This window comes from Nocardioides sp. 503 (genome assembly GCF_004522095.1).
Taxonomy (GTDB): Bacteria; Actinomycetota; Actinomycetes; order Propionibacteriales; family Nocardioidaceae; genus Nocardioides.
Genome location: NZ_SPUI01000004.1, coordinates 402,973 through 417,648, shown reverse-complemented (window position 1 = coordinate 417,648; position 14,676 = coordinate 402,973). Strand labels below are relative to the sequence as shown.

General features: G+C 73.8%; 11 protein-coding genes. 3 read left to right on the top strand and 8 right to left on the bottom strand.

Features of this window, described 5'->3' with window-relative positions:
• Positions 1 to 12 precede the first annotated feature (12 nt).
• Entirely contained in the window at positions 13 to 1,536 is a 1,524-nt protein-coding gene (locus E4622_RS15800; RefSeq protein ID WP_167736115.1) for a glycosyltransferase, read from the bottom strand.
• A gap of 103 nt (positions 1,537 to 1,639) precedes the next feature.
• Here E4622_RS15800 and E4622_RS15795 point away from each other — a divergent pair, with 103 nt between their 5' ends.
• Positions 1,640 to 2,230 carry an acyltransferase gene (locus E4622_RS15795; RefSeq protein WP_134741169.1) on the top strand — a complete coding sequence of 197 codons (591 nt, stop codon included), beginning with the start codon at positions 1,640 to 1,642 and terminating at the stop codon, positions 2,228 to 2,230.
• A 12-nt stretch (positions 2,231 to 2,242) separates the two neighbouring features.
• On the opposite strand, the gene E4622_RS15790 is transcribed toward E4622_RS15795, so the two are convergent.
• The 6 genes from E4622_RS15790 to E4622_RS15765 form a co-directional block, all read right to left on the bottom strand.
• The gene (locus E4622_RS15790) at positions 2,243 to 3,526 is read right to left on the bottom strand and encodes a nucleotide sugar dehydrogenase (protein WP_134741168.1); all 1,284 of its coding nucleotides are present in this window, start codon (positions 3,524 to 3,526) and stop codon (positions 2,243 to 2,245) included.
• Positions 3,527 to 3,552: 26 nt separating this feature from the next.
• On the bottom strand, positions 3,553 to 4,563 hold the full coding sequence (locus E4622_RS15785; RefSeq protein ID WP_134741167.1) for a Gfo/Idh/MocA family oxidoreductase: 1,011 nt from the start codon (positions 4,561 to 4,563) through the stop codon (positions 3,553 to 3,555).
• Positions 4,560 to 5,678 carry a DegT/DnrJ/EryC1/StrS aminotransferase family protein gene (locus tag E4622_RS15780; protein ID WP_134741166.1) on the bottom strand — a complete coding sequence of 373 codons (1,119 nt, stop codon included), beginning with the start codon at positions 5,676 to 5,678 and terminating at the stop codon, positions 4,560 to 4,562. Before E4622_RS15780 ends, E4622_RS15785 begins: the two co-directional genes overlap by 4 nt.
• Before the next feature lie 99 nt (positions 5,679 to 5,777).
• Positions 5,778 to 6,884, bottom strand: coding sequence for an acyltransferase (locus E4622_RS15775; RefSeq protein WP_134741165.1), 1,107 nt, complete (start codon positions 6,882 to 6,884; stop codon positions 5,778 to 5,780).
• Positions 6,881 to 8,980 (bottom strand): glycosyltransferase family 4 protein, encoded by a 2,100-nt coding sequence (locus E4622_RS22865; protein WP_167736114.1) that lies wholly within the window; start codon positions 8,978 to 8,980, stop codon positions 6,881 to 6,883. Before E4622_RS22865 ends, E4622_RS15775 begins: the two co-directional genes overlap by 4 nt.
• Complete coding sequence (locus E4622_RS15765) at positions 8,977 to 10,290, bottom strand: glycosyltransferase (protein ID WP_134741164.1); 1,314 nt, start codon at positions 10,288 to 10,290, stop codon at positions 8,977 to 8,979. Before E4622_RS15765 ends, E4622_RS22865 begins: the two co-directional genes overlap by 4 nt.
• Before the next feature lie 98 nt (positions 10,291 to 10,388).
• Between E4622_RS15765 and E4622_RS15760 the strand changes: the two genes are divergently transcribed.
• Both E4622_RS15760 and E4622_RS15755 read left to right on the top strand, forming a co-directional pair.
• Positions 10,389 to 11,990, top strand: a complete 1,602-nt coding sequence (locus E4622_RS15760; protein ID WP_134741163.1) for a glycosyltransferase family 4 protein — start codon at positions 10,389 to 10,391, stop codon at positions 11,988 to 11,990.
• Between the two features lie 53 nt (positions 11,991 to 12,043).
• Positions 12,044 to 14,167: an acyltransferase family protein gene (locus tag E4622_RS15755; RefSeq protein WP_167736113.1), complete on the top strand. Its 2,124-nt coding sequence runs from the start codon at positions 12,044 to 12,046 to the stop codon at positions 14,165 to 14,167.
• A gap of 28 nt (positions 14,168 to 14,195) precedes the next feature.
• On the opposite strand, the gene E4622_RS15750 is transcribed toward E4622_RS15755, so the two are convergent.
• Positions 14,196 to 14,636, bottom strand: coding sequence for an acyltransferase (locus tag E4622_RS15750; protein WP_134741161.1), 441 nt, complete (start codon positions 14,634 to 14,636; stop codon positions 14,196 to 14,198).
• Positions 14,637 to 14,676 lie beyond the last annotated feature (40 nt).

Genomic DNA, 14,676 nt, shown 5'->3' with positions numbered 1-14,676 from the left:
GGTGGGCGGCGGTCACCGCTTCTCGCAGGAGACCAGGACCCGCGACTCGGAGTCGACGAGCACCTCGACGTCGTAGTGGCGGCGGCGCCCGATGCCGCCGCGGCGCACCTGCTGGGGCTCGATCGGCTCGGCGTAGACGGGAAGGGCGTAGGTGTGCTCGCCGACGTCGAGCTGGAGGCGCAGCTCCCACAGGGCGTGGTCGCGGTCGCCGAGCTCGGCGACGACGTCGCCGGACCAGGTCAGGGTGCCGTCGGCGGCGATGTCGACGCGCCGCGACGGCTTGTCGGACGCCGCCCGCCGGTCACGCCTCAGCGCGGGCCGGCCCTCCAGGCCGGTGGCTGCGATCAGCGCGGCCCGCACGTAGGGGGTGCTGCGCGGGTCGAGCCGGGTGGGGACCTCGAGGTGCAGGCGGTCCTCGGCCCACGTCACCCGGGCGTCCGAGGAGACCCGGAACACCATCCGGCGGGCGTGCGTGAGGGGCAGCTGCAGGACGTCCGGCGGGAGCGAGTCGTCGACGTGGTCGGGCAGGTGGAAGGACACGTGCTCACCGTCCAGGACGAGCGGCAGCTCGTCGGCATCCACCGTCGTGAGGTCGTCGATGGCCTGGGGGTCGTCGGCGCGGACGGCGCAGTAGCGCAGCCGGGTCAGGGGCCCCAGCCGGGCGTAGATGCGGTCGGTGAAGTAGCGGTCCATCAAGGCGCGCAGGCCGGCGCGCAGCGGGGCGCGGTCGCTCTCGGGCAGGACCGCGTGGTCGCGCTCCACCAGCTTGATCAGCTCGCTGTCGAAGTGCCGGACGAGCACGCCGTCGCGCTCCTCCCCCGCTGGGAGCAGCTCGGCGATGTGGTCCATCACCGCACCGATGTCCTCCAGGCGCGCGCGCCACGTGGAGGTGTAGCTGATGTTGCGGGCGTCGGCGCGGCGCACCGCGTAGTAGCAGGTGTAGTCCGCGAGCACCGAGACGCGCGCGGCGTGGTGGAGCGCCTCGACGGTGAACGGCTGGTCGCTGCCCACCCGCAGGTCCAGGGCGTAGCGGATGCTGTGCTCCTCGAGCAGCGCGCGGCGGAACAGCTTGGTGTTGGACAGCGCGTAGGGCAGGAGCTCTCCGGGGAACGGCACGTCCTCGGCGTCCTCGCGGTAGAGGCGCTGGCTGACGTAGCGGTCGTTGACCCCGACCATCCGCCCGCACAGCACGTCGGAGCCCCACGCGTCGGCCCGGTCGACCATGCGCTCGAGGGCCTCCTCGCCGAGGTAGTCGTCGGAGCCGAGGAAGAAGACGTAGCGGCCCTGCGCGAGCTCGAGCCCGACGTTGCAGGGGCCGGCGGGCCCACCGGAGTTGGCCTGGTGCACGACCGTGAGCAGGCCCGGGTGCGCGGCGGCGTAGCGGTCGAGCTCCTCGCCGCTGCCGTCGGTGGACCCGTCGTCGACGGCGACCACGTGCATCCGGGAGGCGCCGATGCTCTGGGCGACGAGCGAGTCGAGCGTCGCGGTGAGGTAGGGCATCGTGTCGAAGACCGGGACGACGACGGTCACGTCCACCTGAGTCATCGTCGCCCTTCGCCGTCACGGAGTTGCCGTCCGGGCCGCGATTCTACGGGTCTAGGCTGGCGGCGACACCCACCACCCCAGGAGAGGCACCGGCGTGACGAGCACCGTGAAGGACACCGCCCAGGTCGACCCCCGCGCCGAGCTCGGCGACGGCACCACCGTGTGGGAGCTGGCCCAGGTGCGCGAGGGCGCCCGGCTCGGCTCCGGGTGCATCGTCGGCCGTGGCGCCTACGTCGGTAGCGGCGTGATCATCGGCGACAACGTGAAGCTGCAGAACTACGCGCTCGTCTACGAGCCGGCCGAGCTGGGCGACGGCGTGTTCGTGGGGCCGGCGGTCGTGCTGACCAACGACGAGTACCCGCGCTCGGTCGACCCCGAGGGCAACCTCAAGCGCGGTGCCGACTGGGAGCCGGTCGGCGTCGTCGTCGAGGAGGGCGCCTCGCTGGGCGCCCGGTCGGTCTGCGTGGCACCGGTGCGGGTCGGGCGCTGGGCGCTCGTGGCCGCCGGCGCCGTGGTGACCCGTGACGTGCCGGCGTTCGCGCTGGTCGTCGGCGTCCCCGCACGCCGCATCGGCTGGGTGGGTCGCGCGGGCGTGCGCCTGGTCGAGGACGGCGAGGGCACGTGGCGCTGCCCCCGGACCGACGCGCTCTACGACGAGCGCGACGGGGTCCTCACCGAGCGCTGAGCCCCGGGGCGCTCAGCCGCCGATGACCACGCGCCGGTGGCCGGCCCAGGCGGCGGCGTCGGTGACTCGGCGACCGTCGACCAGGACCCCCACGCCGGGCAGGTCGGACGGTGCGAGCGTGCGGTACTCCTCGTGGTCGGCCTGGATCACGGCGGCCACGACCTCCTCGCCGCGGTGCGGCGGCAGCCCGAGGGCCTCGAGCTCCTGCTCGGTGTACATCGGGTCCGAGACGTAGGGCGTGGCGCCGCGCGCCCGCAGCTCCTCGACCAGCGGGAAGACGCCGGAGAACGCGGTCTCCTTGACCCCGCCCCGGTAGGCCGCGCCGAGGACGAGCACGGCCGCGCCGGCGAGGTCGCCGTGCGCGGCAGCCAGCAGGTCGACGGAGTAGTGCGGCATGCCGGCGTTGGCCTCGCGGGCGGCCCGCACGACGGTGGCCTCGGGGTCGTTCCACAGGTACAGCCGCGGGTAGACCGGGATGCAGTGACCGCCGACGGCGATGCCGGGGCGGTGGATGTGGCTGTAGGGCTGGGAGTTGCAGGCGTCGATGACCAGGTTGATGTCCACGTCGATCGTGTCGGCGTAGCGGGCGAACTGGTTGGCCAGGCCGATGTTGACGTCGCGGTAGGTGGTCTCGGCGAGCTTGGCGAGCTCCGCCGCCTCGGCCGAGCCGAGGTCCCACACGCCGTTGGCCCGCGGCAGGTCGTCGCGGTCGTCGAAGGTCAGCGTCGCCTCGTAGAACTCCACGCCGCGGAGGGTCGAGGCGTCGTCGACGCCGCCCACCAGCTTGGGGTAGCGGCGCAGGTCCGCGAAGACCCGCCCGGTGAGCACGCGCTCGGGGCTGAACACGAGGTGGAAGTCGGTGCCGACCGTCAGCCCCGAGCCCTCCTCGAGCATCGGCGCCCAGCGGGTGCGGGTGGTGCCGACCGGCAGGGTGGTCTCGTAGCTCACCAGCGTCCCGGGCTTGAGCCCGCGGGCCACGTCGCGGGTGGCGGCGTCCATCCAGCCGAAGTCGGGCTTGCTCTCGGCATCCACGAACAGCGGGACGACGAGGACGACAGCCTCGCTGCGCGACACGGCGTCGGCCGTGTCGGTGGTCGCGGTGAGCAGGCCGGCGTCGACGGCCTCCCGCAGCTTCTCGCCGAGGTGGGCCTCGCCGGGGAACGGCTCCTCGCCCCGGTTGACGAGGTCGACGACGGCGGCGTTGACGTCGGCGCCGACGACGCGGTGCCCCATGCTCGCGAACTGGACCGCCAGGGGCAGCCCGATCTTGCCGAGAGCGACGACGCAGATGTCCATGTGACGAGATGTCCTTCGGAGAGGGGTCAGGCGGGGAGGGCGGAGCTGACCGAGACGGTGGTGCCGTCCTGGGCCGAGCGCAGCACGGCGGAGGAGACCTCGACGGTACGCATGCCCTGGCGGACGGTGACGATGTCGTCCCCCACTCCGAGCACGGCGTCGCGGAAGCGCTCGTGCTCGACGAGCAGCGGCTCGCGGCGCGAGATGGCGAAGCGGGTCATGTCGCCCTCGCTGACGCCGCGGAAGTTGCGCATCGTCTCCCACTCGGAGGTGATGGCGCCGTTGGCGTAGAACGTGAGGTCGGCCGTGAGGGTGTCGGCCACGAAGCAGCCCTTCTCCCCCGTGACGACCGTCGAGCGCTCCTTGAGCGGGCTCAGCCAGTTGACCAGGTGGTTGGCGATCGCGTCCTGCTCGAGCTCGGCCACGACGGCGACCATGTCCTCGTGCTCGCGGCCGCTGCGCCGCGACGTGCGCGCGGAGACCGAGAGGTAGGCGCGGCCCGTGACCCAGGCGGTCAGGTCGATGTCGTGGGTCGCCAGGTCCTTGACCACGCCGACGTCGGCGATGCGGGCCGGGAAGGGCCCCTGCCGGCGGGTCACGACCTGGTAGATCTCGCCCAGGTCGCCGGCCGAGAGCCGCTCGCGCAGGCTCTGCAGGGAGGGGTTGTAGCGCTCGATGTGACCGACGCCGGCGACGAGTCCCTGGGACTCGAAGGCGTCGACCAGGCGACGGGCGCCCTCGTCGGAGTGCGCGAGGGGCTTCTCGATCAGCGCCGCCACGCCCTGCTCGGCGAGGTAGAGGCCGACCTCCTCGTGGAGCGCGGTCGGGCAGGACACCACCGCGTAGTCGAGGCCCGCGGCCACGAGGTCCTCGACGGTGGTGTGGATCGGGCTGCCGTGGCTGACGCGCTGGTCGGTGACCAGCGGGTCGGAGCACCCGACGAGCTCGACGCCCTCCAGGGTGCTCAGGACGCGGGCGTGGTTGCGGCCCATGGCCCCCAGGCCGATGACGCCGGCACGCAGCGACGCCGTGCTCACGCGGCACCCACGGCGGACGCGACGCCCTCGACGATGCGGTCCAGGTCGTCCTTGGCGAGCGACGGGTGCACCGGCAGCGACAGCGCCTCGAGGGCGGCCCGCTCGGTCTCCGGGAGCTCCCAGCGCGGGTCCGGGGCGCCGTCCTTGAGGAACGGCGTGAGGCGGTGGATCGGCGTCGGGTAGTAGACCGCGTTGCCGATGCCGAGCTCGCGCAGGCGCTCGGAGACGCCGTCGCGGTCCTCGGCGACCCGGATCGTGTACTGGTGGTAGACGTGGCGGTAGTCGGCCGGCACGGGCGGGACGGTGACGCCGTCGACGCTGTCCAGGCCGGCGTCGAGCACCTCGGCGTTGTCGCGGCGCTGCTCGGTCCAGCCGTCGAGGCGGGCCAGCTGCGTGCGGCCGATGGCGGCGGCCACGTCGGTCATGCGGGTGTTGGTGCCCACGACCTCGTTGGCGTAGCGCTGCTCCATCCCCTGGTTGCGCAGCAGGCGCAGCATCCGGGCGAGCTCGGCGTCGTCGGTGGAGATCATGCCGCCCTCGAGGGAGTGCATGTTCTTGGTGGGGTAGAAGCTGAAGCAGCCGGCCTTGCCCCAGGCGCCGACGGCGCGGTCGCCGATCGCGGCGCCGTGCGCCTGCGCGGCGTCCTCGACGATCGCGAGCCCGTGCTTCTCGGCCAGGGCCACCAGCGCCGGCATGTCGGCGGGCAGGCCGTAGAGGTGCACCGGCATGATCGCGGCGGTGCGGGGGCCGACCAGTGCCTCGACGGCGGCCGGGTCGACGTTGAAGGAGTCGCGCGCGATGTCGGCGAACACCGGCTCGGCGCCGACGAGGCGCACGGCGTTGGCGGTCGCGGCGAAGGAGAACGACGGCACGATGACCTCGTCACCGGGGCCCAGGCCGAGCGCCAGGAGCGAGAGGTGCAGGGCGGAGGTGCCGGAGTTGACGGCCACGCAGTGGGCCGCGCCGGCGAGGGGGGCGAACTCCTCCTCGAAGGCCTTGACCTCGGGTCCCTGCACCACCATGCCGCTGCGCAGCACGCGCACCGCGGCCTCGATGTCGACCTCGTCGATGACGGGCTTGGCGGCGGGGATCGGGCTGGGCTGAGAGCCGGTCATGCAGGCCTCCTGAGTCGTGGTGGGCGCGGCCATGCTCGCAGGTCGGCGGAGCGAGTCCAAGTTAGGGGTATCAGGCGTCGGCGCAGCTGCAGCGGCCGCTCAGAAGACCCGTCGTAGGACCGGGACCTGTCGGGCCAGCAGGCTGATGGCGAAGGCCGCCACCACGACCACGACGTACATCTCGGTCTTGTCGACCGGGGTCGGGCTGGCGTACCACTCGGGCCACCGCTGGCGCAGCACCGCGACGACGAGCAGGTGCACGAGGAAGACACCGAACGTCGCGTCCGACAGCGCGCCGGCGACCCGGCGGACGGCGGCCGAGGGGCGCAGCCGGGCGAGCAGGTCGACGCCGGCCACGAAGAGGCACACCGACCCGACCGCGACGCCCAGACCGGTGTACGTCGGCGGCAGGGCCGCCTGGAGCCAGCGGTGCTCCGGCGTCACGGAGAACTGCCACACGGCCTCGGCGATCAGCAGGATCCCGAGCGGACCCGTCCACAGCCACCGCCGCGACGCCGGCCGGGCCGTGCCCCAGGCGTAGCCGGCCAGGAACAGGCCGACGAAGGCGAGCCACCACGTCAGCGCGCCCTGCGACCACGGCCGGGGCTCCCCGAGCAGCGACGTGATCGCCGGCAGCGCGGTCACGGTGCCGCACCAGACGAGTGCCACGGCGGCGGCCGTCGCGGCCCGCCGCTGGCCGCCGGCGGAGAGGAAGGCCGCCAGCACGGGGGCGACGACGTAGAGGCCGAGGATCAGCCAGAGGAAGTAGAGGGCGGTGAAGACCTTGCCGTCGATGAAGTTGACGATCACGAAGTCGGCCCGCGGCTCCTCGTGCTGCATCCAGAACCGCACCACCACGAGGTAGACCACGTGCCAGACCACGAGGGCGGGCAGGAGCCGGGTGACGCGTTTGCGGTAGAAGGCGGCGGGCCCGGCGGCATGGGAGCGCGGGGCCAGCACCAGCAGTCCGCTCGCCAGGACGAAGAAGGGCACCGACCACCGGGCGCCCAGGTCCAGGACGACCGCGAAGGTCCAGGTGGGCGTGCCGCGGAGGTCGGGGCGGCCCAGGATGAGGCCGAAGACGTGGATGGCGACCACGCCGAGGATCGCCAGCACGCGCAGGACGTCCAGCTCGAAGCGCCTGCCCGACGTCGGGGCGGCGGTGGCCGGCCCCTCGACGCCGGGGACCCCCTGGGAGACCGTCATCCGAGCAGCACCCGGGCGAGGTGGGGCGCGGTGACGTCGGCGTCCCACGAGGTCAGCGCCGTGCCCGAGGCGACGGCCGACTCCTGGGACCAGACCTGCTCGTCGGCCGTGACCGCCAGCACCCGCTCGACGGCCTCGTCCAGGCTCCCGACCACCCAGGAGGCGGGGTAGGTCGTCCGGGCGCCGCACTGCTGCTGCTCGAAGAACGGCCAGTCGCGGACCAGGGCGACCGCGCCGCTGGCCGCCCCCTCCTTCACCGCCATGTGCTCGCTCTCGCGGACCGAGGAGCTCACGATGACGCCGACCTCGCGCAGCGCCTCCGGCACGTCGACGGTGCGGCCGCGCCGCTCGACCGCGCCGAGGGCCTCCAGCTCGGCGACCTCGGAGCGGTAGTGGCGCTCGTACTCGCGGTAGATCGCCGTCCCGGTCTCGGGCAGGTCCTCCCCGAACAGGAGCAGTCGGTAGCGGCTGTCGTGCGCGCGCAGGCGGCGCAGCAGCTCCAGGGTCCAGCGCACGTCCTTGGCCACGCCGGCGTAGCCCACCATCGCCAGGGTGTGGCGGACGTCGGGGTGCTTGGGCAGCTCGAAGCGCCGCAGGTCCACGACATTGTTGGCGACGGCGCTGACCGGTCCGTCCTCAGGCCCCATCCGAGGCACGACCGCCTCGACGAGCTCGCGCAGGTGCTCGCCGACGTAGACGACCTCGTCGACGCGGCTCACGTCGAGCAGGTGCGGCCACTTCGTCCAGCCCTCGAAGCTGTGCAGCCGGACCACCACCCGGGCGTCGCCGGGGTCGACCAGGGTGAGGAAGAGCGCCATCGATGTGCACCACTCGGCGAGCACGACGTCGGCCCAGTCCAGGTGGGGGCGCAGGACCTCCTCGGCCTCCTCGCGCACCAGCTCGTCGGTCAGGAGCGAGTGCAGGAGACGGGGCGTGCCGTCGCGGACGTAGTGAGCGGCGCCCCCGAGGTCCTCCGGCGTGAGGTAGCGGACCTCGGCGCCCCGCTCGGCGTGCAGCCGCGACGCGAACTCGCTCACGAAGTTGGTGTTGCCGTTGACCACCACCAGCACCCGCGGACCGCGGTCGGTGGGCAGCGCGGCGGCCGGCCTGGCCCTGCCCCGCGGGACGCTCAGCGCCCGGTGCAGCGCGCTGTCGGCCAGCACGGAGGCGAAGCCGTGGGGGTCGGCGCTGAGCGGGGAGGCCACCGAGTCGAAGTGGACGCCGGGGTAGAAGAGCAGCCGCACCGCCTGGAGGTAGGACGCGACGGCGGGCTTGGTCCGTCCGGCCTCCCACTGCGCGTCGGCGTGGCCGAGCTCGGCGCGGGCCGCCTCCAGCAGCCGTGGCGGCGTGCGTCCGGACCCGAGCTCGTAGGCCGCCACGATGCCGTGGAAGTCGGCGCGCGCCCGCCGGTTCTTGAACGTCGGGCCGAGCCGGTCCTGCAGCGCGAGGGCCTCGGTGCGCGAGCCGGCCGCCAGGAGGGCGACGACCCGCGCGGACTCCGTCCGCGCGCGGGCACCCGGCTCCGGCGGTGCGGGGGCCTCGGGCACGACGACCGCCGCCCGGCGGCGCGGGCGAGCGGCCCGCAGGCTCACAAGCAGCCCCTGGCGCCGCGGCGGCTCCGGGGTGGGCTGGTCGGGCACGGTCCCGGCGACCGGTACCGGGACCGGCGTCGGGACCGGGACGCTCTCGGGCGTCGCCCCCTCGCGCAGGGCGCGCAGGGCGGCGTAGACACCGGACCGGGCGAGAGCCGCGGGGTTCGTCGAGGCGAGCTGCCACACGGCGTAGATCGCCGACGGGTCGACGGCCACCAGCAGGTCGGCCTGCCGCGCCTGCTCCAGAGTCCACTCGTCGTGCTTGACGTAGGTCCACATCCGCCGGGCCACCGGGGCGAAGGCGGTGCTCCGCCAGAAGTCGGGCTCGTAGCCCTCGCTCGCGGACCAGAGGCTGCGCACCCCGTCGAGGCCGACCTCCGGCGGGACCGTGCGCGACATCGTCACCAGGCGGACCTCGGCGCCGAGCGCCCGCAGCTCCTCCACGGCCTCGGCGTAGAGGCGGGTGCTGCGGCGCTTGGACGACAGGAGCAGGACCCTCGTCATCGGACCCGCTCGCTCAGGGCCTGCACGGCGGATGCGACGGTGCCGACCCGCTCGTAGCGGTCCGCGTAGGCGCGGGCGGCGCTGCGGTCCGCGTCGGTGCTGGCGACCGCGAGCTCGGCGGTGCGGGCCCAGGCCTGCTCCAGGAACCCCGGGTCCACGTCACCGACGCCGGACCAGAGCGGATAACCCTCCAGCAGCGTGGAGGCGTCGTGCTCCACCTCGTGGACGGACAGGATCGGCAGCCCGGTCGCCATGTACTCGTACACCTTCCCCGAGGTCATGAAGGCGCCGCCGATGACCATGAAGGTCAGTGCGTCCCAGCGCCGGTAGAGGTCGACCAGCTCGTTCTTCGGCACCGGACCGCCGTAGACGACGCCGTCGTCCTCCGCGTCCAGCAGCAGCTCCAGGACGGTCGAGGACCCGCGGCTCGCGCCGGCGCCGAGGTTGCCGCGCCACTCCCACCGGGCGTCGCGCAGGAGGGGCGAGGACTCACGGGCGGCCCGCCAGGAGTCGAGCACGGCCCGGACGAAGTCGGGCTTGAAGTTGATCGTGCCGACGTAGCCGAAGCAGAGCGGCGCGGTCGCGGCGCTCGGGGCCAGGTCGGGGACGCTGGCGCGGTCGAAGCCGTTGCGCACGACGCGCACCTTGTCGGCGAGCTCGGGGTAGCGGGCGCGGTAGTGCCCCGCGATCGGGTCGTTGACCACCCACAGCGAGACCGCCGCCTCGAGCGCACGCCTCTCCCACTGCGCCTCCGGCGAGTCGTCCTCGACGGCGGTGCCGCCGTTGATGACGTCGACCGTCCAGCCGTCGCGGAAGTCGACCGCGAAGGGCACGCCGTGCTCCTCGTGGAGCCGCAGCGCCGGCGCGAGCAGGACGTAGGGCACGCAGCTCACCACGACGAGGTCGAACGGCGTCTCGTCGTGCAGGGCGAGGACCGCGGTCTCGAGCTCGTCGCGCCAGCCGCCGAAGGTGGGCTCGGGGAAGCTCTCGAGGTTCTGCTCGCGCCACTGCCGCAGCCACCGGCCAGGGTGGAGGGCGCGCTCCTCGCTGAAGGCGCGGATGTCGGTCTCGAGGTCCGCCCGGCGCAGCGGCAGCTCCACGATCCGGATGGCCGGGTCGACGACCGCAAGGAGGCTCTCGTCCAGCCCGAACTCGTCCTCCCAGAGGGGGCGGGCGGCGTTGACGACGGTGACGTCCCAGCCGTCCGCGGCGAAGCCGTTGGCGATGGCGAGCAGCCGGTACGTCGAGCTCTTCAGCGCCGGAGGGAAGCCGAACGCCAGGAACAGCAGCCTACGGCTCGAACGACTCACTGAGCCCCTTCAACGGTCTGGACGACGTCACGGTCTCGGTAGTGTACGGCTCGCTGCCGGGACGTCCGGCACCACGAGACATCGATGGGGGCCGGGTCATGACGACGCCACAGGGGTCGACGCACGGCGGCGACGCCTCGACCCCGGAGCGCGGCGGTCCGGACCGCAAGCGCGTGGTGATCCTCGTCGACAACGACGTCCGGCGGGACTCGCGCGTGCAGAAGCAGGCGGTGTCCATGGCGGAGAAGGGCTGGGACGTGCACGTCCTGGGCCTCGCCCCCCGCGGCGGGCACGGGGAGACCTGGCAGCTGGGCGGGGCGCGCGTCCTGCTGCTGGAGGTGCTGACGCACCGCCGTCGCCACGAGGCCCGCGACCCGCGGTGGCGCAACCCGCTGGCCTTCGGCTCCGCGCGGGAGCTGGAGCAGTACGAGCTCGGGGTGGAGCGGCGCCGGCTCGACGCGGAGACCCGGTCCGGGTCCGCGCGGCTCCGCGCGCCCGAGGGAGCCTCGCTGTCGAGCCGGCTGGCCCGCACCGTGGCGCTGCCCGTGCGGGTCCGCAACGGGCTGCTGTCGCGGTGGGTCGCCCTCCGGGTGGCGGCGACCACGTCGGTGCGGCAGAAGCGGCGCGCGATGGCGGCTCCGCTCGACCGGACGACCACCTGGCTGTGGACGCGGCTGCTCGGACAGCGCTCGTGGCGACGGCTGGACCCCCATCTGTGGGACTGGGAGGCCGCCTACGGACCGGTGGTGGACGAGCTGGCGCCCGACCTGATCCACGCCAACGACTTCCGCATGCTCGGGATCGGCGCCCGGGCCAAGCTCCGCGCGGCCCTCCAGGACCGGGCGGTCGCGCTCGTCTGGGACGCGCACGAGTACCTGCCCGGCGCCCGGCCCTGGAGCAACCACCCCCGCTGGCACCCGGCCCAGATGGCCCACGAGCGGGAGTTCTCCGCCTACGCCGACGAGGTCGTCACCGTCTCCGAGGAGCTCGGGCAGCTCCTCCAGGAGCGCCACCGCCTGCCGCGCCCGCCCACGGTCGTCCTCAACTGCCCCCTGCTGCCGCTGGCGTCCCGCACCGGTGAGCCGGTGCCCGACATGCGTGCCCTGGTCGGGGCCGGGCCGGACACCGCCCTGCTGGTCTACGCCGGCTCCCCCTCGCGCCAGCGGGGGCTCCGCACGGTCGTCGAGGCGCTGCCCCACCTGCCCGGCGCCGCGTTCGCGATCGTGACGGCCATCCCCGAGTCCGAGCCGGTCCTGGAGGTCCTGCGGCGAGCCGAGGAGCTCGGGGTCGCCGACCGGGTCCACCTGCTCCCCTACGTCTCCCCCGACGACGTCGTCGCCTACCTGTCGGTCGCCGACGTCGGGCTGATCCCGATCGAGCACTTCCCCAACCACGAGATCGCGCTCATCACGAAGTTCTTCGAGTACAGCCACGCCCGGCTGCCGATCGTGGTGAGCGACGTGCGCGCCATGTCGCGCCAGGTCCGCGAGACCGGCCAGGGCGAGGTGTTCCGCGCCGGGGACGCGGCCGACCTGACCCGCGCCGTCCGCGCCGTGCTGGCCGACCCGGCGCGCTACCGGGCGGCGTACGACGGGGCGGCGCCGCTGGCCGAGTGGACGTGGGAGGGCCAGTCCGTCGTCCTCGACGAGGTCTACCACCGGGCTCTCGAGCGGGTCCGACAGCACGCCACCCGCCCGTGAGCGTGACGCCTGGCCGCCCGAGGGCACCGCGCACTGTGCGACGATCCACTGCTGTGACGACCGGTGGCGAGGCACCCGCGACGGGCCACCGGTTCCGCCCCGACATCGAGGGCCTGCGGGCGCTGGCCGTGACCGCGGTGCTCCTCGACCACGCCGGTCTCGCGCTCCTGCCGGGCGGCTTCGCCGGGGTCGACGTCTTCTTCGTGGTCTCGGGCTTCGTGATCACCACCCAGCTGCTGCTCGAGCTCGAGAGCCGGGGCCGCATCGACCTGCCCCGCTTCTACGCGCGTCGCGCCAAGCGCCTGCTGCCGGCCGCGTGCCTGGTCCTGCTGGTGACCACCGTCGCGGCGTGGTTCGGGGTGTCGCGCGTGCAGTGGAGCGCGATCGCCCAGGACGTCGTCGGCTCCGCCCTCTACGTCGTCAACTGGGTGCTGGCCCACCGCTCGGTGGACTACATGGCCCAGGACGTCGCGCCCTCGCCGGTGCAGCACTTCTGGTCGCTGGCGGTCGAGGAGCAGTTCTACTTCATCTGGCCGCCGATCATCCTCGGCCTCGCATGGGCCGCGTCCCGCGTGCTGGCCTCGCGGGGCCGGCGCGCGACGCCGACCGCCTCGCGCGGCTTCCTCGCGCTCGGCCTCGTCGTCGTCATCGTCGTCCCCTCGCTGGTGTGGGCCGCCTACATGACCTCGGAGCGACCCAGCGAGGCGTTCTTCGTCACCACCACCCGGCTCTGGGAGCTCGGCCTCGGCGCCCTCGTGGCGCTCGGGGCGGGCCAGTGGCGGCGGCTGCCGGCACGGGCCGCGCAGGTCCTGGGCGGGCTCGGCCTGGCCGTGGTCCTGGGCGGCCTGCTGCTGCAGGGCGAGGGCACCCCCTGGCCGTTCCCCGGGGCGCTGGTGCCGACCCTGGGCACCGCGGCGGTCGTCGTCGCGGGCTTCGCGGCGCGCCAGGGGTGGGCCAGCAGCCTGCTCAGCCTCCCGGCGCTGGTCTGGGTCGGCGGCCTCTCCTACTCGCTCTACCTCTGGCACTGGCCGGTCCTGCAGTTCGGCACCTGGCGGTGGGGCGAGCTGTCGACGGCCCAGGGCCTGGGCCTCGTGCTGCTGTCGTTCCTCCCGGCCTGGCTGTCCTTCCGCCTCGTGGAGAACCCGATCCGGCGCTCACCCGCGATCGCCGCGTCGCCGCGACTGGCGCTGTCGATCGGCCTCAACTGCACCCTGGCGGCCGTGGTCGCGGGGCTGCTGCTCCAGCACGCGGTCTCGACGAGCCGGGCGACGTCCGGTGACCCCGGCACCGCCGTGGAGATCTCACCGCGCGACCTCACCGGCCGGGTCACGGCCGGGGTCGGCGTCGACGGCCCTCCGCTCTTCGACGCGATCACGCCCGACCCCGTCGACGCCGTGCTCGACTCCCCCACGCTGTACGCGCAGGGGTGCGCCGTCGAGGTCTACGACACCGGCGTCAAGTCGTGCGACAGCGGCGACCCGTCGGGCAAGACCTCGGTCACGGTCGTCGGCGACTCGAAGGTCGCACAGTGGATGCCGGCCATCGACGCGATCGCCGAGGCCAACGGCTGGCGGGTGCGGCTCTACACCAAGGGCGGGTGCACCTTCACCGACACGATGACCCTGGTCGAGGGCGACCCCTTCGAGGAGTGCCGCGAGTGGGGCGAGGAGGTCTTCCGCCGGATCAGCAGCCCCGGTGACGTCCCGGACGTCCTGATCACCTCGGGCCTGCGCAAGGGCGCCGTCGACGAGGACGGGGAGGAGACGCTCGAGGGCCTGGTCGAGGGCTACGTCGGCTACTGGAAGCCCCTCACCGAGGCCGGGACCAAGGTGATCGCGATCTCCGACACCCCCAGCCCGTCGGTCGAGGTCGCGCCCAACGCCTACGAGTGCGTCGCCGAGCACCTCGACGACGACCCGGGCGAGACGTGCTCGTGGGACCTCGCCGAGATGAGCAGCAACGTCGCCATGCGCGACGCCGCGGCCCGGGTCGACGGCACGTTCATCGACATGAACCCCCTGGTCTGCCCCGAGCAGAGGTGCCGGGCCGTGCTGCGCAACGTCCTCACCTACCGGCAGGGCTCCCACATCACCGCGACCTTCGTGAGCCTCCTGGCGCCGGCGCTGGCCTCCCAGCTCGTCCCGGCGGTCAAGGCCGCCAGGCGCAAGCGCGGCTGACGGGCGGGTCCCTGCGGCCGGGGCGCGACTACCCGGCCGTGAAGCGACGGGCGCCGTCGGGCACGACCCGGGCCGGGACCCCCACCAGCAGGCTGTAGGGCGGCGCGACGGTGCCCTCGCGGACCACCGCCCCGGCGCCGACCACGGAGAAGTCGCCGATCTCGCTGCCCATCAGCACCACGGCGTTCGCGCCGACGTGCACGTGGCGCCCGATCGAGGTGGGCCGGCGCTCGGTCGCGGTGGCACCCTCGCTGAGGCAGCGCGCCACGGTGGAGTGGGTGTAGATCTGGGCGCCGGCCGAGATGTCGCAGCCCGAGCCGACCGTGAGACCGCCGCTGCCGTCGACCACCGTGAAGGCGCCGATCCAGACGTCCTCGCCGATGTCCGGCTCCCCCACGATCCAGGCCAGCGGGTGGTAGGGGTTGGCGGGAAGAGGCCCGTCGTCCCGGGCGTCGCCAGGTGCCGTCAACGTCGTCTCCGATCCGGGCCGTGGGGCGCCTCGCTGGTAG